This window comes from Pseudomonas sp. TMW22080 (assembly GCF_022496745.1).
Lineage (GTDB): Bacteria > Pseudomonadota > Gammaproteobacteria > Pseudomonadales > Pseudomonadaceae > Aquipseudomonas > Aquipseudomonas bubulae.
The window spans coordinates 333,245-352,760 of record NZ_SCFF01000005.1; the positions used below are offsets into that span (position 1 = coordinate 333,245).

Sequence of the window (19,516 nt, forward strand, 5' to 3'; positions counted from 1 at the left end):
TCCCTGTCTTGAACGTGATGAGCGTCGGGCGCGGGGTTATTGCACTTGGGTCATGTTGATGTCTTGTAAGCCATGGATCAGGTCTTTGAGGGTGTCGTAGCGTTTTTGGTGGATGGTTGGCCAGCTTTCACGTTCGATAAAAATCTGACCATTGGCGTCGGTTCTCAAAGGGGTATGCACAATTTCGTGGTTATTTGAGCGATGTATCAACTGGGCGCCTTGAGGGGATGCGCTGTCCAGGCGGAAGAACCCCGGAGCCGGTAGCCTGTTATTGGTTTGCGATGGGGAGAGGGCTGGTAAATGGGGCTTTGTGCCTGGAATGTCGATTTGCAGCCAGTAATCGTTTTTCAAAAAGCGGTAGTTAGCATGTTTGTTATCCGCGGGGATGATTTCACCGATGTCCTGACGCAAGCCGCGGCTGGTGCCCGGGGCTGAATCCGATACCCGCACGGATATCGCCCCTTCAAGTTCGGCCAGCCCCGGTATGCCCTCAAAGGTGTTGGCATGTGAGTTGCCCGTCAGGGCTATCCATTTGCCTCCTGGGTTTTGGGCCTGATGAGCGCGAATCGTACGGGAGGCAAAGTAGCTGAACATTTCATAACGGTTTAGCCAGGGCGTTTCGCTCGGTGTGCTTTTCGGGTAGTAACTGGCCGAGCAGTCAACCGCGATAACCCTGATGCCATGCCGTCTGGCCTCGCGCACCAGTTGGCTGAAGGTATGGCGGCTGGAGGGGTTGATCTGATGACCAAAATCCTGATCCTCAAGGTATTTGTTCAACCTGAGGGGCATTTTTCCGCTTTGGAAGTAGTCATCCAGAAGGCTTTGGTGCAGGTCGCTTTGCAGGTGCTCCATGTAGAGGACCTTTACGTCGTGCCTGGCAAACTCGGCCATGTTGTCGATCAGGATCTTTTTACTCGATTGGTGAGAGTGGGTTTCACCCCACACGATGCCATCTGACTGCTCGAACAGGTGGTTGATCAACGCTTGTTCCTGCACGTTGCCAGGTAATTGCGGGCGGGTGGCCCGGGGTTTTGCAGGTTTTGTCAGGAAGTAGGCCTTGGCATCCGCGAGCAACTTGATCCGCAGCTCCTTGAATGCCCGGTGGGCAAGGCTGCGCTCGGACGCAAAATCCATAAAGTCAGTGATGCCATCGAGTACTGAACGATGGTTCTCGGTGATGTCCCGAAGTGCTTCCTGGTACTCGGCGGGCATGTCGTAGTCGCTGTATTTGAGGTGGGGCACATCGCCAGGCAACTCGGTGAGATGCCCGGTCAGAGGTACCCAGCGTTTGCTGTTGTCCGCCAGCCTGTGCTTGATTTGCCAGCGGCCTGCGGTGCGCCGGACCTTGAAGCTGGCGCTTGCGCCAGCGCTTGAACTCGATTGCGGTTGCAAGTACCAGTTGCGGCCCAGCCAGCCGCTGTAGACTTCGAACACGTCGCTGTCCTGCTTGATATATCGCATGTTGTCTATGCGATAGATGCCCTGCTCGTCAGGGGTGTAGCGGCTGAGATCGACGCCTCTGACGCGCGCGTTGTCGATTACCCTTTCAATGCCGGGCTTTTGTTTGAGCAAAGGGGTTGTTGGATCGACATCCCATTGCCCGGCCGAGAGTTCGCGCAAGGGGATGCTGTACGGTGCGTTGGGTTTGCGCTCATCCAGTGCGCGCCAGGTGTTGTCCAGGTTGTCGTACTGGCTGCGATAGAACCTGCCGTTTGTGTTTTTGGTGTAGCAGGCGGTCTGACCATTGGCAGTGGGCGCTTCATACACACCTGCACCGTATTCATCCCCCGTGCGCAGCCTGAGCCTGGCACCGGGATAATGGCTGGCAGCAGCGGGACTCAACGAGGGTACGGGCTGTTTTGCGCGTTGACGTATCGAATTGCCGAATACGGCTGAGCCGGTAAAGTCCGAGGCGCCGTCAGTCAGGTAGGTGATGGACTCCATAAAGTGCAGCAGAGCTTCGTGTTTTTCGTCGCGCTGCAGGGCATCAAGGCCTCTGATGATCTGAGCGATAAACCGCGCCAGTACGATGGGCAGCAGCACTCGGGTGGGCAATGCGAAAGACAGGATGTCGATTGCCGTCAGTACGGCCTCTTTGGCAGTGTTTACGTTGCTTTCCCAGGTAGAAGTCGACTGCTCGTCAGCATCGCGGATGGCGTGCAAGGCCTCGGTGTCGTAGGACGCTTCGAACAGGTCATGGCTGATGCCCTGCAGTTGCAGATTGGCCTCGCTCAGTCCCCGCTCCAACAGCGGCTTGATATACGGCTGTTGCGCCGGTGTCACGTGGCGCATCACATAGGCTCGCCAAATAGGCCGTGACAGGATCTGGCCCAGCTCGTTGCGTGAGTTGGCAACCAGGAACCAGCGGCTCTCAGGCCCGCCGGGGGTGTAGCACAGCAGTTGCCCGGAGCCGGTGGCGCTGAACACCAGCAAACCCGGTAGTGGTTTATAGCGCAACATCAGCAGATGGACTTTGACCTGCTCACCGTTGATTTGTGCACGGTTGTTCTCTACGGGCTGCTCAAGCGCAGCCCTGACCCATGACACCTGTTGGGTGGTCAGCGCACCCGCCAGCGTGGCTTCAAGCAAGTCCAGGTTCAGTTGTGCCTGCTTAAAAGCGACATAGCGCTCCTTGCGCCATTGGGCCTGGCTGGAGTTGACCAGCAGCTCCTTGAGATTTTTTTTGTAGCGCTCGCCAATATCCAGCTGGCGCACCAGCGTTTTCAGATAGCTGCTGGTCAGCACGGCATGTTTCTGGCCCGCTCCATCCTTGACTTGTGCAGTGAGGGCGAAAGTGACGTCCCAGATACCGACATTGGACAGCGCCAGCTCACTCAGGCTACGGCGTGTGGTGTGGTAACTGATGATCGGCCCGGTTCTGCCCAGGCTCATGCCTGCAGGAAACCCGGAACCACTGACAGGGTTGATCAAAGGGCCGGTGCGCAGGGCTTCAGTGGTCGAGATGAAGATCTCGTCCGGGTCGACGTCTATGCCGTGGTCTTTTTTGATCTGTTGCTGTAACTGAAGGCGGGCATAACCCAGCAGTGTATGTTTGCGGCCGATTTCGCTGAGGGGTTGGGCGTCATCGGATTCTGCCGCCAGGCGCTCGTGATTCAGGCGCTCAACGGCCAGCCGCCACTGGGTTTTTTGGCTGTCTGAAGCAGTCTTCAACCAGTCGGGCAATTGGCTTTCCAGCAATCGGGTATAGCGCCCGCGCAGTATGTTGGCGGGATTTAGGGGCAGGCTTGCAGCCAGGGATTGGTCGACGCAGTCGGATAGCTGATCGAGGGATGTGTCTTGCTTGAGATTGCGTGCCACCGACCAGGCATGGTGCATGTCGCTTTTTTGTTTGTTGATCAATTGATCGCTGAAGACGGTAGCTATGGCGCTGTCTGCAACCGGGCTGTAGTCGACTTGCTCATGGGCCAGGGCGCGCTCCCGATCTTCGGTGAGTACGCACGTGAGCAGTGTTTCACGCTGGTAAGGATCGTTGAGCCGGGTCGACAGTTCCTGGCTGAGGGCGGCGAGTGAATCGAACACTTCCAGGCCAGTGTTCGGCAGGTAAAGCACTGAAGGCCGCGGGGTGGGATCCAGGGCAGTGCGCTTGTCCTGCACGCTGGCTGAGATCAGGGGCAGGTGTTTCGTGGTAATCACGAAGGCGCCGTGCAGCACTGCAGTCCTTTGCATGAGACGACTGCTGAGTGCCAGCGTGTAAAAGCCGTAGGGGCCGGGCGTTTTTGGCGCGGGAGATGGGCTGGCATCAGGGAGTACCTGATTGATCATGTCCAGGGCGGTGGGGCTGAAGGTGCTGTCCTCGTGGCGCACGGAGGCTTCTGCGCGGATCAGCCTGTGGGCAAATTGCGACAGCCAGTCTTTGGGCGCTTGCCCATTGAGGTCCTTGTGGGGTGTGCGCCAGAAGTCGTTAAGGGCATCCCTCACACACAACTGCGGGGAGCGGACGACAAACTCAAGGTATTTTTCGAGTTCAGGGGCGGATACCCCGGCCGTTCGATCCTCCTCGTCAAGGCTATAGGCGTAGTTGTAGACGCGGGTGGCACCCTGTACGAAGGTCGGGATCTGGCCGGTCAGGTAGCACTGGTCTATCAGGGCAGTCACCGACTGGCTGGTGATAGTGGGGTTTTGGCCAGGCTGGGCTGCGATCTCTTCATTGATGAAAAGAAAGTCGGTGCAGGTGTCAGCGGGCAACCGCGGAAAAAATACCCGCAGGCAGTGATCCAGCGACAGATCAAGGTTGGGCAAGGCATTGCGCAGCACGAGCAGTTCGCGCTCTGCGTCTTTGAGGTTAGCGAGTGCACTGGGCATGGGGTCGTTCCTGTCTATTGACGCGTACGTCGGTGTATCCACAGGAAATCCCAAAACGTTCGGGTGTTAGGGCTACATATATGTGCCCCGGCGATTTTTTTGCAGATGAGGGCGCGCAATAGGGCGTGGCAAATCGTGCAGGGTCACTGCGGGCGTCTTTACGCTATAATCCCGCTCTTTAGCTGTTTCTCGAACTGCGAGGAACGCATCATTTTTTCAGGCGCCCGCCGCCTGCCTGCATTCAAAAGAGGCTAATCCAGTGGCATTGACGATTCTTGGCCTGTCCGGCGCCCTTAGCCATGATCCCTCCGCAGCCCTCTATATCGACGGCAAGCTGGTAGCGGCGGCTGAAGAAGAGCGCTTCGTACGCGATAAGCATGCAAAGAACCGCATGCCCTACGAGTCTGCAAAATTCTGTCTTGAACAAGCGGGTATCAAACCTTCCGACGTTGACGTGGTGGCGATCCCGTTCGCTCCGATCAGCTTGTTCGGCAAGGCTCGCTGGCACTACGCCAAGCGCTACTGGTACGCCCCGGACCGCGCCCTTGACGCGATCCTGATGGGCAACCGGCGCTACAAGCGCTACCGCAACAAGATCGTGTTCTGTCTTGAGCAACTGGGCTTCGACCCGAAGAAAATCAAGATCGAACCGGTCGAGCACCACCTGGCTCACGCATCCAGCGCCTACCACTGCTCGGGTTTCAAAGAGAAAACCGCGATCCTGGGCATCGATGGCAAGGGCGAGTACGCCACGACCTTCTTCGGCTACGGCGAAAACGGCAAGATCACCAAGATCAAGGAGTTCTTCGACCCGGACTCCCTGGGTGGCCTGTACGGTGCAATCACCGAGTTCCTCGGTTTCGAGATGCTCGATGGCGAATTCAAGGTCATGGGCATGGCGCCGTACGGCGACGCCAGCAAGTACGACTTCTCGCGTCTGGCCTCGTTCGAAAACGGCGAACTGGTGATCAACACCGAATACGCCAACGTGATCGGTCTGCGTCGCTACAAAGAGAACGGAAAGGGCTTCTACTTCTCGCCAAAACTGATCGAGTGGCTGGGGCCCAAGCGCGAAGGCGATATCGCCGACGAGCCGTACATCCACTACGCGGCCAGCATGCAGGCGCTGTTTGAAAAACTGTCGCTGCAGATGATCGACTACTACCTGGGCGACATCCTCAAGGAAACCGGCAAGATTGCCTTTGCGGGCGGCTGCGCGTTGAACGTGAAGCTGAACCAGAAAATCATTGCTCGCCCGGAAGTCAAAGAACTGTTCGTACAGCCTGCGTCCGGTGATGCCGGTACCGCAGTCGGTGCAGCGGCGTATGTATCCCACGCTCGCGGCGTGCCGGTCGAGAAGATGGAACACGTCTACCTCGGCCCTGCGTACAGCAACGAAGACGTGATCGCGGCCTGTGCCCGTCACCCTGGCAAACCTGCCTACCGCCGCATCGAAAACACCCCGGAGCGCATCGCCAAGATCATGGTCGATGGCAACCCGGTAGCGTGGTTCCAGGGGCGCATGGAGTTCGGTCCGCGTGCATTGGGCGGTCGCTCGATCATCGGTTGCCCGAGCAGCGAAGGCGTGGCAGACCGCATCAACGAACAGATCAAGTTCCGCGAGCGCTGGAGGCCTTTCTGCCCGTCGATGCTCGACACCGTAGGCCCGCAGATGATCAAGGTCGATCACCCGGCACCCTTCATGACCTTCACTTTCGAAGTGGCTGAAGAGTGGAAAACCCGCGTGCCGGAGGTTGTCCATGAAGATGGCACTTCCCGCGCCCAGGTGCTCAAGCGCGAATACAACCCGCGTTATTACGACATGATGAAGGCGCTGGAAGTGCTGACCGGTAACGGCGTTTCGCTGAACACTTCGCTTAACCGTCGTGGCGAGCCTATGGTTTGCTCGCCGACTGACGCGCTGAACATGTTCTTCGGTTCCGATCTGCAGTACCTGATCATGGAAGACATCCTGGTGGTTAAAGACGGCGCTGAGACTTATGAATCGCTCGACTGAGCGTCATGTGCTGCAGTTCTGCCACGGCTATGACGGGCCGTTCCTGGACTGTGCGCGCCAGTACGCGAGCCTGTTTGCCGGTACCGGGTACAAGGTCACCACGGTCTTCCTGACCGGGGCAACCGACCCTGAAGTGGCAGCAGGCTGTGCGTCTGATGAAGTGATCTTTATGGAATTCAGCTCCAGGGCCATTCGTGGCCTGAAGCTGGGTGCCATCGCCAGGCTGCGCAAGATCGCAGCCTCGCGCAATTTCAGTTTTTGCATCGCCCACCGCTTCAAGCCGATTTATATCGCCTTGTTGGCCACCGGCTTGCCGGTGATCGGCGTGCATCATGCGTTTGGCGATTATCAGCGTCGCAGCCGCAAGCTGTTTGCCCACCTGTTTCGCAAGCGCCTGAGCCTGCTCGGTGTTTCCGACGCGGTGCGTGACGACATGCGCAAGTGCCTGCCCAAGTGGCCAGCCGGGCGTATCAACACGCTCTATAACCGTATCGATATCGATGCGGTCCAGGCCGGGCAATTGTCTGGCACCCCGGCGCGCGAAGCGTTGGGGCTGTCGGTCGATGGCTTTATTGTCGGCAACGTCGGTCGCCTGCATCCGGACAAGGACCAGGCCACGCTGATTCGCGGTTTTGCCCTGGCGTTGCCCAATCTGCCGACTGACAGCCAACTGGTCATTATGGGCAAGGGGCGTCTGGAGGAGGATCTCAAAGAGCTGAGCAATGAGCTGGGGATCGGCGATCAGGTGCTGTTTTTGGGCCAGGTGCCTGATGCACGCCGCTATTTCAGGGCCTTTGACGTGTTTGCGTTGAGCTCTGATCACGAACCGTTTGGCATGGTGCTGCTTGAGGCTATGGCTGCCGGTGTGCCGTTGCTGGCAACGGCCTGTGGCGGTGCCAAAGAAGTGGTCGAGGGCGTGGGGATTTTGTTCCCGCTGGGCGATGCCGAGCATCTGGCCCAGGGCCTGCAGCACCTGGCTCAACTCGATGATGAGCAGCGCATGGCCTGCGCCGAACTGATGCTTGAGCGTTTGCACGAACGTTTTAGTGATCGGGCGGTGCGCAATACCTTCTGGCACTTGGCGCAAGTCACCGACCTGATTGCGGAGTCCTGATGCTCAATCGATTTCAAGGCTGGCGTGAGCGCGGCTGGAGCGTTGTGGATTCCGGCACTTATGCCGATGCCTGGCAGCGTTTTGGCGGCAGCGTCGCTACCCACCCGATGGTCGTTGAACGTCTGGCGCAGTTGGCCGGTATTCCTGTGCGTTATCTTGCCTGGGAGCAGGACGGCAAGCTGAAGGCGGCGATCCCGACCTGGGGACGCGACCTGGCCTTGTCCAAGGATGTGCTCAAGCGTCATGGCAAAAAAGGCTTGTTCGATCTGGGCAATGCCGAGCTGATCCTGCCCGCAGCTGCGGATGCAGCGGCGCCTTTGCGTCATCGAGCACGCTACCTGTCGCAGCTCAATGAGGGCCGTTTCAGCAATCTGCTGCCGCAAGCCGAGCAGTTGGCGATGGCTCGCACGCCGGAAGAACTGTCGAAAAAATTCCGCTACAACCAGCGCCGCGAACTGCGCCTGCTGGAAGAGGCGGGCGGCGTAGTGCGCCCGGTATCGGAGTTTTCCAGTGCTGAATTGGCGAGCATATACTGCGATCTGTTTTTGCGCCGCTGGGGCTTTGTTGCCACAGGGGCCGAGCGGATGGCCGAGGTCATCGAGCTGTTGCGCGAGCTGTTGATCGGCTCGGTGATTTTCCTCAACGATGCGCCGATAGCGATTCAATTGGTGTACCGCGCTGAATCGCCCGAGTGGATCAGTGTCGAGTACGTCAATGGCGGTGTTGACCCTCAGACCCGTGAATTCAGCCCTGGCAGCGTGTTGAGTTTTCTCAATACCCAATCTGCCTGGGAACAGGCCCGCAATGTCAACAAGCCGTTGCGCTTCTCGTTCGGCCGCGCCGACCGTGAATACAAAGAGCGTTGGTGCAACCCGGTGCCCGTGTTCAAAGTCTGAAACACAAATCTTGTAGGTGCGGACTTGCTCGCGATGGTATCACTGCGTTTTTTAACATCCCGCAGTGCCTGCATCGCGAACAGGTTCGCTCCCACGGGAGATCAATCACAAGAGCCTAGCCATGAGCCAACCCGCCTCGCGCAAACAGCAACTTCTCAAGCGTCATCGGCGCAACAAGCGTATTGGCCTGCTGATCGGCCTGCTGGTGCTGATTGCCAGTGGCGTGTTGCTGGCCTGGTGGTTGCCACCGGTGTTGGCGGCGCTGGGCTGGGTGGCCCATGAAGCATGGTTTGCCGATCATCTGTTCTATTCGCCCAAGGACGATTACCAGTACAGCTTCCCGGCCGGCAGCGAGCAGCCGGCGGTGCGCCTTGAGGGCGACAAGCTGGTAGCGGAGCAGCCGCTGCAACTGGCGGGAGATGAAACCCTGATCCTGGAGGTCAAGGTTAAAAGTGGCTGGCTGGGACGCTTTGTTGACCCGTATGTGCAACTGTCGGGTGGCGAGTCGGCGGACCGGCAAACTTTCGAGCGTGGCGTGAATGGCCAGCGCTACCTGAACGTGAGTGGTTGTGCGCAGGCGCTGGTCGCGGGGCAGTTGCGTGTGCGCGGGCGCTACTGCCGCGTTTTGGGCCAACCTGAACTGCGGATTTTCCGTCAACCCGATTATCGCCAGCAGCGGATCATGGTTGTCGCACCCCACGCCGATGATGCTGAGCTGGCCGCGTTTGGCCTGTACAGCCAGGCCAAAGAAGCCTGGATCGTGACCCTGACCGCTGGCGAAATCGAAGCCGGGCATTATCAGCAAATGGGCCTGCCACGGGCAGAGGCCGCCCGCCTCAAGGGCCGTTTGCGCGCCTGGGACAGCATGGTCGTACCGCGCTGGGCCGGGGTGCCTGAAGCCCATTGCGCGCAATTGGGTTATTTTTGCCTGCAATTGCCCGCCATGCAGGGCGCTCCCGATCAGCCGATGGCCTCGCGCGAGGCCGATTTGAGCGACATTCGCGTATTCCGCCAATTCAACCCGTTCCCGTTGCCCGCCGATCAGGACGGCGCGCCGACCTGGCATAACCTGCTGGCCGACTTGCGTGCATTGATTCTGCGCGCGCGCCCTGAAGTGATCGTGCTTCCGCACCCGTCAATCGACCCGCACCCGGACCATATCTGTGCCCATGACGCTGTCATCGAGGCCCTTGAAGGCCTGGAGTGGCAGCCGACCACGGTGCTCGGCTACGCCAACCACCTGCATGACAACGATCGCTGGCCGATGGGTAACAGCGGTGACGGCATTGCCTTGCCGCCGGTGTTCGATGCCACGCTCAGCCTGCGCCCTTGCAGCCTGCCGTTGAGCCTTGCACAGCAACGCGACAAGGCCATGGCGCTGGGGATGATGCATGACCTGCAGCCACGGGCTGCGCTCAAGCGCAGGATTAGACGATCGATACAGCAACTCCTGGCAGGCAGAAAGCCATCGCCTTATGGCGAGAATGAGTTTTTCCGCAAGGCCGTCAGGCGTCATGAGCTGTTTTGGCAACTAAAATAATAAGCACATATAAAAAGCGGTCATAGCATTGACCCTAATCTCGACCTTTACATTGAGTTCCCTGTGATAAAACCATCACCGCGTATTTTATTTGTGATCCCGTACTTCGGCCGCTGGCCGTTCTGGATGCCGTTTTTCCTAGAAAGCTGTCGGCACAATCCCGATATTAACTGGCTATTTTTCAGCGACTGTGGGGTACCTGAAAATCTGCCGGCCAATGTGACCGTTGAATCGATCAGCTTTACCGACTATTGCCGTAAGGTTTCTGAGCGCCTGAAGATCAATTTCGCACCCAAAGAGGCTTATAAACTGTGCGATATCAAGCCGGCGTTGGGCTATATCCACGAAGATCGTCTGCAGGGCTATGATTTCTGGGCCTTCGGCGATATTGATCTGGTGTACGGAGACCTGCGCAGTTATTTCACCGCCGAGCGGCTGGCCCGCTATGACCTGTTTTCAACCCACGAACGCCGGGTCGCGGGGCATTTGTGCCTGATGCGCAATACGTCATGCAAGCGCGAGCTGTTCATGCGGATAAAGGACTGGCAGCAGCGCTTTACTGACAATCAGCATCATGCGCTGGATGAAGGTGCCTTCAGCCGGATCTTCCTGTGGCGCAAGAACCTGCCCAAACCGCTGTTCGAGCTGGTGGGCAAGTTCAACCCGCTGCGTCGCACCAGTGAGTTTACCGAGGCCTTCAGTACCCCCGGCGGCTGCATTAAGTGGCATGACGGCACGGAAAATTTCCCGGGCAAGTGGTTCTGGAAAAACGGCATATTGAAAAACGATCGTGACGGCGATCACACCTTTCCTTACTTTCACTTCGTGTGTTGGAAGCGTAACGAGTGGGCCAAGCTGCCTGCTCCCGATCCAGTTGCAATCCAGCGTCTGGCGGCAGAGCCTGCCTGGGTTATTGATGCCACCGGATTTCACCGGGGAGAGTTATGAAGCGTTCCAAGGTTTTGCAATTGCAGCCCGACTACAACGTCAAGTCCCATGACTTTGCCGACCTCGCCGAGCAGATCGTACGCGCATTGCCCCGTGAGCATTACGAGATCACGGCGGCCTTTTTGCGTGGGCGCCCGGGGCCGGGCGAGCCAGTGAGCAAGGCCGACCACTCGGTGTATTTCGAGTTCAGCGACAAGTCGCTCAAGGGCATGCGGTTGCGCGCCATGTGGGCGTTGTACAAGTTCTGCCGCAAAGAGCAGTTTGATGTGGTGATCTGCAACCGCTTCAAGCCGGTGAACATGATGCTGCAGCTCAACCGCTGGCTGAAAATCCCGCTGTGCGTGGGTATTTCCCACGGGTTTGGCGAGTACGACCGTTTTTACCGGCGCAGCCAGGCCAAGCGCCTGATCGACAAGCACTGGCGCTTTGTCGGCGTGTCGCCTGCGGTCAAACAGTACCTGCTGGACTGCCAGTGCGGTTTCACCGACGCCAATACTTACGCGATCACCAACGCCATCGATATCGAGCAGGCCGAAGCCCTGCAGCTGCCACGCCAGCAGGCGCGTGAAAAGCTCGGCCTCGATCAGGATGCGCGGATGATCGGCGCGCTGGGACGTCTGGTGCCTATCAAGGGCCACCGCTTTTTGCTGCAAGCCTTCGCGGCATTGAAAGACAAATACCCGAACGCGCAATTGGCCATTATTGGTGCCGGCCGCGAGGAGTCGCGTTTGCGCGAGCAGATCGGGCAACTGGGGCTCGATGGTCGTGCGCATTTGTTGGGCTTCCAGGAGAACGCCCTGCAGTACGTGCGTGCTTTTGATATCTGGACCATGCCTTCACTGGCCGAAGGCCTGGGGCTGGCGCTGCTCGAAGGCATGAGTGGGCACTTGCCGGTGATCGCCAGCAATGTGCCGGCCATGCTGCCGCTGATTGAAGGGGCGGGTGGCCTGGCGGTGAAGCCCAGCGACGTGGCAACGCTCACCGCAGCGCTGGACGAGTACCTGGCCCTGTCGGACGACGCTTTGCGAGCCAAGGGCGAGCAGGCGTTCCGCTACTTGCAGCAAAACCACGACATTGAGGTATTCCGCCAGGAGTATCTGGACCTGATCGACTCGGGCCTGCGCCAGGCCCGTAAGGAACACCCATGACTGACTTGCAACCCCTGGTGACGGTGATCATCGCCTCCTACAACCACGGGCCCTACATAGAACAAAGCATCCAGAGCGTTCTGGATCAGACTTATCCCAATATCGAATTGCTGGTGATCGATGACGGCTCGCCTGATGACAGCGTGGAGCGTATCCAGCGTTTGCAGGCGGTACATGGTTTCGACTTTCGAGTGCAACAGAACCAGGGCCTGACCAATACCCTCAATGGTGCGATTGCCCGGGCCAAGGGCAGCCTGATCGTGCCCTTCGGTTCCGATGACATCATGATGCCGGACCGTATCGCGGTGCAGGTTGCCTACATGGATGGCAAGCCGGAAGTAGGTATTTGCGCGGGCAATATCGAGTTGATCGATGCCAATGGCAACCTGTTCCCGGAAAAACGCCAGCGCCGTGATGTACCGTTCCGGCGCCTGGACTTCGATGACATGTTCCTGGAGCGCAAACCGTATCCGCCTGCGCCGACCCTGATGATCCGCCGTGAAGCACTGGACAAGGTAGGGGGGTTTGACCCGAGCATTCGCCTGGAAGACTTGTATATCGAGCTGAAGATTACCCATGCAGGGTACTTTATCGACGGCCTGAACGTGGTGATGGCGCGCTATCGCAAGCACGCGACCAACTCGTACAAGAACCACCGGTTCATGATCGACAGCATTCTGCGCATTTATGCCCAGTTCAGCGATCACCCGCTGTACGACGAGGTGCGCTACAAGTTCCTCAATTCCATGTTCCTGAAAACGGCCAACCGCAATCGTGCCCTGGCTCGCGAGCTGTTGGCGCAGATTCCGTTCAAGCGCTGGACGGGCAAAACCTGGCGTGGGCTGGGGCGGCTGTATTTCTCACCCCTGGAAAAAGACTGACGGCGTGCGAGGGGTTATTCCGGCTCGACCTGTGAGGTTGTCCGGGTACGCCGGCGCAGTCGGCGCACAACCCTTTTGCCTGCGGCCATGCCCGGCTTCTCGATGTAGAGGAAGCTCAGGCTGCTGAGCACAATCAGTAGGCAGCTGCTCAGGGCCGCCAGCAGCAGGAACACCAGCGGCTCTCTGGTATCCAGTGGCAGCCCCAGTGGCAGGCGTTGCAACATCAGCCAGATCAGGAAGCCGTGTAACAGGTAGGTGCTGTAGCTGATTTCACCCATCCAGCGAATGCTGCGCTTGGCCAATGCGCCAAACAGCGTATGCCCGGAGGCGATGATCGAGAACGCCAGGGTAAGCAACAGCAGCGGGAAGAACGCAAAGCTCTTGCGGAACAGGGTCAGCACGGCCATCAGCACAACCAATGCAATGACCCCTGCAACGGGCGTCCGGCTCCAGGCCAGCAGCCTGGGCGTGCGTACCCAGTACGCCGCGGCCACGCCACCGAGAAAGCTCATCAGAATGTGCTTTTTCAGCGAGTGCTCCCAACCTACCACCTGATACAGCGCATAGATGGCGATCAGGCACAGTGCAGTCTGTCGCCAGTCGCTGCGGTACAGAAACACCATCCCGAACAGCGGCAACGCCATATAGAAGAACACTTCGTAGCTCAGGGTCCAGGTGACGTTGGCAATCAGCCCGCCGGTTTGCGGGAATTGATTGATGTCCGGGCGATCAAAAAACAGCCAGGCCAGTATCTGGCCGGCAATCTCCAGCGGGGTGTCCTTGAGTGTCCAGTCCTGGATGTAGAACACGCTGACAATCACCAGCAGCATCAGCGGCAAATATAGCGGGTACAGGCGGAAAACCCGGGACACGGCGAAGGCCAGCCAGTCGTATTCACGGCCTTTCTCGAGCAAACGCCCCCAGAACAGAAAGGCCGTGATCATGAAAAACAAGGCCACGCTGGCCAGGCCGATCTGGGCGTAGAACCGGGTCGAGGGCATTTCAAATGCCCCGGTATGCAGGAACACCCAGGTAATGGCGGTGTGGTGAATGAACACACCAAAGGCCAAATAGCCGCGCAAGCCATCAACACTGCTATAGCGGCCTTGAGCTGAGTGCTCCAGATTGCGCTGGATGGTCGGCGACCACCGCAGCAGCAATGCTGACGTCATGATCGCCAGGCCATAGGCCAGCACCGCCCACAAGGGGTTACTGCTGTCCAGGCTCAAGGCGCGTTGGTTTGAGCAAGTGCCATAACCTGGTTGCGCAGGCTTGTAACGGCAGGGGCGGGAGCCAGGGTGGCATAACCTTGCAGCAGTTCGGGCAGTTGCTCTTCGAACAGCCAGCGACGGTCTTCGGGGTAGCGTTGCATATGCCGCAAGTTGCGCTGGCGCAGGGCTATGCGCAGTGCCGAAGGATAAAGATGCATGTCGGCGATATCGATCAGGGCGAACTCGCCATCGTCCATCAACAACACATTGCCCAAGTGCAGTGAGCGGAAGTAAACGCCCTTGTCATGCAGGATCGCCAGGAACTTGCCGAAGCGCTCGACCAGGGCCTGGCGCATGGCCGGCGAACCCATCGACTGCATGACCTGGCGCAGGGTCTGGCCGGGCAGTGGTTGGTACAGCACGGCAGTGCTGCCATTGCGCAACTGAAACAGGTCGAGGATTTTCGGCGCGGGAATGCCCATCGCCTGCAAGCGCTCACTGTTGACGGCAAAACGTTCCGAATAAGGGTTGAAGCTGCCCGAGGTATAGCAGCGGCGTGCGCGGAACAACTTGAGGAAGTTGCCGTTTTGCAGGCGCAGCACCTTGGGGCCCAAGCCATCTTCTTCAATCACCTGGGCATGGCTGGCAAGGGTATTGAAGGCGGCATCGGACAGGCGGTGAACCGGCCTGTCGCGCAGGGTCTTGAGGCGCAGGCCGATATTCAGTGCGGCGATCAGGGCCAGCGGGATCCACAGCAGATACCAGTGTTCCTTGGGGCGCGAGATGATCCCTCCACCCTCGGTCAGGCCGGCACCGATACCGTATACCAGCCAGGCGGAGGCCAGGATGAACAACGGCTGCACGCGGTGACGCCAGCTGCTGTACAGGCCCCAGGCCTGCATGAACAACCAGGGCAGCAGGCCGAGCAAACCGACGTAGAACAGTACCCCGAGGAAAAAATTATGGGGCTCGCTCAGGGGGTCGTCGGGATATTGTGGCAACGTCAGAGACAAGTGCGCGTCATAGCCATGACCGACCCACGGGCTTTGCGCGATCAGATCCAGCGCCATCTGCCACAGTTCAAAGCGGAACGAGCTGCCGCGGCTGACGAGCATGTCCCAGAACAGCGTGGCCACCACAATGCCCCCTGCAGCGAGCATGCTGATCAGGGCCAGTGAGCGACGGTTCCAGCAGATAAAGCTGAGCCAGACCATGGTCATGACGATGGCCAGCAGCGGGGTTCGGGAGCCGGTGGCGATCACCGCCGCAAACATGATGACAAAGGCGGGAATGGCCACAAACAGGGCTGGCGGGCGCTTGCAGGTCATGCCCAGGGTTAGCCAGTAGATGCAAAAGAACCCGAATGCGTGGGAGCTGAGCAGCGGATTGTCGAAAGCACCGGCTCCGATCATCCGCAGTTGCGGATCATGGTTGGGGTAGAACATGTACAGGTTGTACAGGGTCGCGACCAGGGCAATGACTGCGGCACCAAAAATGACCGGCTGCAGGCTGTCACTGCGGTATTTGACCAGCAATGTACCGCCCGCGAACAGCATGAACAGGTGCAGCGGGGGTTTGAACAGGCCGAGAATGCTCTCCTCGGTGTTGCTCCAGATCAGGCTGACCATGGCCCAAGCAGCAAACAGCAGGAAGCCTGCGATCAACGGTTCACGCAAGATGTCCCGGAGTTCTTTGGGCCGCAAGACAAGGGCAATCAGGGTCGGAATGCTGAACAGCCCGTAATACAGTTTGTGATGCAGGCTTCGTCCAGGTAGAAAATAAAGGTCGGATAAAAGTAATAAAAGGCCGACAGGCAGCAGCCATAGGCAAATGAAATCAAACACCCGTTGTTTTGAATAATTTAAGTAGCTCAATTGCATGCTGAAAGGTTCGTTCCAGATTTTGGACGGCCATACTAGCGCACTGGCCCTGTAGTGTCGTTTTTACTGCCCCACGAGGCCGGGCTACAAGCGGCAGTCAGTACACCAGAGAAGCTGTGATAAAGTCAGCTTCCTTTTTTACTAACCGCCGCGTGATATGACCGAATCCAGCCCCAGCACAAGCGAATCGAGCTTGAAGATATATCTGCGCCTGCTCAGCTATGTCCGGCCTTATGTCGGCCTGTTCCTGCTGAGTATCGTCGGGTTTCTTATTTTCGCTTCGACCCAGCCAATGCTTGGTTACATCCTCAAGTATTTCGTCGATGGCCTGTCCAATCCGGACGCAGTGCTGTTTCCTTCCGTTCCCTATTTGCGTGATCTGCGCCTGTTGCAGGTCGTGCCGATCCTGATTGTGTTGATCGCCGCATGGCAGGGCCTGGGATCCTTCCTGGGCAACTACTTCCTGGCCAAGGTCTCCCTGGGCCTGGTACACGACTTGCGGGTTCAGCTGTTCAACAACCTGCTGGTCTTGCCCAACCGCTATTTCGACAAGCACAACTCGGGCCATCTGATCTCCCGTATTACCTTCAACGTGACCATGGTCACCGGTGCTGCCACCGATGCGATCAAGGTGGTGATCCGTGAAGGTATGACAGTCGTGTTCCTGTTTGGCTCGTTGCTGTGGATGAACTGGCGCCTGACGCTGGTTATGGTCGCGATCTTGCCACTGATTGCGGTCATGGTGAGCACAGCCAGCAAAAAATTCCGCAAGCAAAGCAAGAAGATTCAGGTGGCGATGGGTGACGTAACCCACGTTGCCTCGGAAACCATCCAGGGCTACCGCGTTGTGCGCAGCTTTGGCGGTGAGGCGTATGAGCGCAAGCGCTTCCTGCAGGCGAGCCAGAGCAACACCGACAAGCAACTGCGCATGACCCGCACCGGGGCTATCTATACCCCGATGCTGCAACTGGTCATCTATGTAGCTATGGGCATCCTGATGTTCCTGGTGCTTTACCTTCGTGGTGACTCGTCGCCTGGCGACATGATCGCCTACATCACCCTGGCCGGCCTGTTACCCAAGCCGATTCGTCAGCTGTCTGAAGTCAGCTCGACGATCCAGAAGGGTGTAGCGGGTGCCGAAAGCATCTTTGAACAGCTGGATGAGAAACCGGAAGTCGATACCGGCACTGTTGAGCGCGACCACGTCACTGGCCGTCTGGAAGTGCGCAATCTGAGCTTCACCTACCCGGACACCGACCGTCAGGTGCTCAGGGACGTGAGCTTTTCGGCCGAACCGGGGCAAATGGTGGCATTGGTGGGGCGTTCCGGCAGTGGCAAGTCGACATTGGCGAACCTGATTCCGCGTTTCTATCACCACACAGCGGGCGAAATTCTGCTCGATGGTGTTGAAATCGAAGATTACCGTCTGCTCAACCTGCGCCGTCATATTGCCCAGGTAACCCAGCATGTGACCCTGTTCAGCGATACCGTGGCCAACAATATTGCCTACGGTGACCTGGCGGGTGCCCCGCGTGCCGACATCGAAAAAGCCGCGCGTGATGCTTACGCGATGGACTTTATCGAGCAATTGCCACAAGGCCTGGACACCCAGGTCGGTGAGAACGGCGTGCTGCTTTCCGGCGGTCAGCGTCAGCGTCTGGCAATTGCCCGGGCGTTACTCAAAAACGCACCGCTGCTGATCCTGGATGAGGCCACCTCGGCGCTGGATACCGAGTCCGAGCGCCATATCCAGGCGGCACTCGACCACGTCATGAAAGGTCGCACCACGCTGGTGATCGCTCACCGGCTGACCACCATCGAGAAAGCCGATCTGATTCTGGTGATGGATCAGGGCCAGATTGTCGAGCGCGGTACCCATGCCGAGCTGATGGCGCAAAACGGTTACTACGCACGCTTGCACTCGATGGGGCTTGATGCGCCTGAGGTCTCCGGCGATATCGCCTGAGGCCTATACTGATACCTGTGGAGGCAGGCCTGCCTCCACGGGGAATCTTCATCTTGAGTCTTGTAGCTCATGTCTGATTCTCATTCGCTGCGATTAATACCGTGAACTGACCTGCGTTCACCCTGTGTTAATATCGCGCCCCTGTTCATTTTGTATGTGGGTTGTCCATGAAGTTGTCCATGCCGCGATTCGATCAAGCCCCTGTCTTGGTGGTAGGCGATGTCATGCTCGACCGTTATTGGCATGGCGGGACCTCACGGATTTCCCCTGAGGCGCCGGTGCCGGTGGTCAAGGTCGAGCAAATCGAAGACCGCCCGGGCGGCGCTGCCAACGTTGCGCTCAACATCGCTGCACTGGGCGCGCCTGCCTCGCTGGTGGGGGTGACCGGCGACGACGAAGCCGCCGACAGCCTGGCCAACCGGCTCAAGGGTGCGGGTGTTCGTGCACTGTTCCAGCGTATTGCGCACCAGCCGACCATCGTCAAGCTGCGGGTCATGAGCCGTCACCAGCAATTGCTGCGTATCGATTTCGAAGAACCGTTTGCCACCGACGCCCTGGCGTTGGGCGCTGAAGTTGAAAACCTGCTTGAAGGCATCAAGGTGCTGGTGCTGTCCGACTACGGCAAGGGTGCCCTGAAAAACCATCAGGTGCTGATCCAGGCCGCACGTGCCAGGGGCATTCCGGTGCTGGCCGATCCCAAGGGCAAGGATTTCTCGATCTACCGTGGCGCCAGCCTGATTACGCCAAATCTCAGTGAGTTTGAAACCATCGTCGGTGGTTGCACCGACGAGGCCGACCTGGTGGCCAAGGGCGCCAAGCTGATGGCAGATCTGGACCTGGGTGCCTTGCTGGTGACCCGTGGCGAACATGGCATGACCCTGTTGCGTCCGGGCTTTGCCGCCATGCACCTGCCGGCCCGTGCCCGAGAAGTGTTTGACGTAACAGGGGCTGGCGATACCGTCATCTCAACCCTGGCCGCAGCCATTGCTGCCGGTGAGGAACTGCCCCACGCCGTGGCCCTGGCCAATCTGGCGGCGGGTATTGTGGTCGGCAAGCTGGGTACGGCAGCCATAAGTGCGCCGGAACTGCGTCGGGCGATCCAGCGCTCAGAAGGGTCGGAGCGTGGTGTGCTGAGCCTCGATCAGCTGTTGCTGGCCATCGAAGATGCGCGGGCGCACAACGAAAAAATCGTCTTCACCAATGGTTGTTTCGATATTTTGCATGCCGGGCATGTGACCTATCTGGAGCAAGCGCGGGCCCAGGGCGATCGTTTGATCGTTGCAGTCAACGATGATGCTTCGGTGAGTCGCCTCAAGGGTCCGGGTCGCCCGATCAATAGTGTGGACCGTCGCATGGCGGTACTGGCCGGTCTGGGCGCCGTGGACTGGGTGATCAGCTTTCCTGAAGCCACGCCGGAAAATCTGCTGGCTCAGGTCAAGCCTGACGTGCTGGTCAAAGGCGGTGATTACGGCATCGATCAGGTGGTTGGCGCCGATATCGTGGCCGCCTATGGCGGTACGGTTAAAGTGTTGGGGCTGGTTGAAAACAGCTCGACCACAGCCATTGTCGAGAAAATTCGCGGTCAGTGATCG

At 58.5% G+C, this 19,516-nt stretch carries 12 protein-coding genes; 9 read left to right on the forward strand and 3 right to left on the reverse strand.

Annotated features, from left to right (window positions below; translation table 11 throughout):
* Nucleotides 1-36 precede the first annotated feature (36 nt).
* A complete protein-coding gene (locus EQV96_RS18550) occupies nucleotides 37-4,323 on the reverse strand; it encodes a membrane-targeted effector domain-containing toxin (protein ID WP_240882239.1) in 4,287 nt (1,428 codons plus the stop codon).
* A gap of 259 nt (nucleotides 4,324-4,582) precedes the next feature.
* Here EQV96_RS18550 and EQV96_RS18555 point away from each other — a divergent pair, with 259 nt between their 5' ends.
* The 7 genes from EQV96_RS18555 to EQV96_RS18585 all read left to right on the forward strand — a co-directional run bounded on the left by EQV96_RS18555 (nucleotide 4,583) and on the right by EQV96_RS18585 (nucleotide 12,867).
* On the forward strand, nucleotides 4,583-6,340 hold the full coding sequence (locus EQV96_RS18555) for a carbamoyltransferase (protein WP_095000915.1): 1,758 nt from the start codon (nucleotides 4,583-4,585) through the stop codon (nucleotides 6,338-6,340).
* A complete protein-coding gene (locus EQV96_RS18560) occupies nucleotides 6,324-7,454 on the forward strand; it encodes a glycosyltransferase (protein ID WP_095000916.1) in 1,131 nt (376 codons plus the stop codon). The genes EQV96_RS18555 and EQV96_RS18560 overlap by 17 nt, the downstream gene beginning before the upstream one ends.
* Complete coding sequence (locus EQV96_RS18565; RefSeq protein ID WP_095017697.1) at nucleotides 7,454-8,350, forward strand: antimicrobial resistance protein Mig-14; 897 nt, start codon at nucleotides 7,454-7,456, stop codon at nucleotides 8,348-8,350. Before EQV96_RS18560 ends, EQV96_RS18565 begins: the two co-directional genes overlap by 1 nt.
* Before the next feature lie 121 nt (nucleotides 8,351-8,471).
* Complete coding sequence (locus EQV96_RS18570) at nucleotides 8,472-9,890, forward strand: PIG-L family deacetylase (protein ID WP_240882240.1); 1,419 nt, start codon at nucleotides 8,472-8,474, stop codon at nucleotides 9,888-9,890.
* A 63-nt stretch (nucleotides 9,891-9,953) separates the two neighbouring features.
* Nucleotides 9,954-10,838 (forward strand): DUF6625 family protein, encoded by an 885-nt coding sequence (locus EQV96_RS18575; RefSeq protein ID WP_170943714.1) that lies wholly within the window; start codon nucleotides 9,954-9,956, stop codon nucleotides 10,836-10,838.
* A complete protein-coding gene (locus EQV96_RS18580) occupies nucleotides 10,835-11,986 on the forward strand; it encodes a glycosyltransferase family 4 protein (RefSeq protein ID WP_095020184.1) in 1,152 nt (383 codons plus the stop codon). The genes EQV96_RS18575 and EQV96_RS18580 overlap by 4 nt, the downstream gene beginning before the upstream one ends.
* The gene (locus tag EQV96_RS18585) at nucleotides 11,983-12,867 is read left to right on the forward strand and encodes a glycosyltransferase (protein WP_095000921.1); all 885 of its coding nucleotides are present in this window, start codon (nucleotides 11,983-11,985) and stop codon (nucleotides 12,865-12,867) included. Before EQV96_RS18580 ends, EQV96_RS18585 begins: the two co-directional genes overlap by 4 nt.
* Before the next feature lie 14 nt (nucleotides 12,868-12,881).
* Here the strand turns inward: EQV96_RS18585 and EQV96_RS18590 are convergent, their stop codons facing one another.
* Nucleotides 12,882-14,090, reverse strand: a complete 1,209-nt coding sequence (locus EQV96_RS18590) for an acyltransferase (RefSeq protein ID WP_232527670.1) — start codon at nucleotides 14,088-14,090, stop codon at nucleotides 12,882-12,884.
* A gap of 2 nt (nucleotides 14,091-14,092) precedes the next feature.
* Nucleotides 14,093-15,958, reverse strand: a complete 1,866-nt coding sequence (locus tag EQV96_RS18595; RefSeq protein WP_133144745.1) for a bifunctional O-antigen ligase/aminoglycoside phosphotransferase family protein — start codon at nucleotides 15,956-15,958, stop codon at nucleotides 14,093-14,095.
* Between the two features lie 157 nt (nucleotides 15,959-16,115).
* Between EQV96_RS18595 and msbA the strand changes: the two genes are divergently transcribed.
* Nucleotides 16,116-17,924, forward strand: coding sequence for a lipid A export permease/ATP-binding protein MsbA (gene msbA, locus EQV96_RS18600; protein WP_095000924.1), 1,809 nt, complete (start codon nucleotides 16,116-16,118; stop codon nucleotides 17,922-17,924).
* Nucleotides 17,925-18,091: 167 nt separating this feature from the next.
* The gene (gene hldE / locus EQV96_RS18605; RefSeq protein WP_095000925.1) at nucleotides 18,092-19,513 is read left to right on the forward strand and encodes a bifunctional D-glycero-beta-D-manno-heptose-7-phosphate kinase/D-glycero-beta-D-manno-heptose 1-phosphate adenylyltransferase HldE; all 1,422 of its coding nucleotides are present in this window, start codon (nucleotides 18,092-18,094) and stop codon (nucleotides 19,511-19,513) included.
* Nucleotides 19,514-19,516: the final 3 nt, after the last annotated feature.

What these genes read in the sequence shown, in the direction of transcription:
- EQV96_RS18550 (WP_240882239.1), bottom strand. Translation starts at nt 4,323, where the DNA reads ATGCCCAGTGCACTCGCTAACCTCAAAGACGCAGAGCGCGAACTGCTC.
- EQV96_RS18560 (WP_095000916.1), top strand. Translation starts at nt 6,324, where the DNA reads ATGAATCGCTCGACTGAGCGTCATGTGCTGCAGTTCTGCCACGGCTAT.
- EQV96_RS18565 (WP_095017697.1), top strand. Translation starts at nt 7,454, where the DNA reads ATGCTCAATCGATTTCAAGGCTGGCGTGAGCGCGGCTGGAGCGTTGTG.
- EQV96_RS18570 (WP_240882240.1), top strand. Translation starts at nt 8,472, where the DNA reads ATGAGCCAACCCGCCTCGCGCAAACAGCAACTTCTCAAGCGTCATCGG.
- EQV96_RS18580 (WP_095020184.1), top strand. Translation starts at nt 10,835, where the DNA reads ATGAAGCGTTCCAAGGTTTTGCAATTGCAGCCCGACTACAACGTCAAG.
- EQV96_RS18585 (WP_095000921.1), top strand. Translation starts at nt 11,983, where the DNA reads ATGACTGACTTGCAACCCCTGGTGACGGTGATCATCGCCTCCTACAAC.
- EQV96_RS18595 (WP_133144745.1), bottom strand. Translation starts at nt 15,958, where the DNA reads ATGCAATTGAGCTACTTAAATTATTCAAAACAACGGGTGTTTGATTTC.
- msbA (WP_095000924.1), top strand. Translation starts at nt 16,116, where the DNA reads ATGACCGAATCCAGCCCCAGCACAAGCGAATCGAGCTTGAAGATATAT.
- hldE (WP_095000925.1), top strand. Translation starts at nt 18,092, where the DNA reads ATGAAGTTGTCCATGCCGCGATTCGATCAAGCCCCTGTCTTGGTGGTA.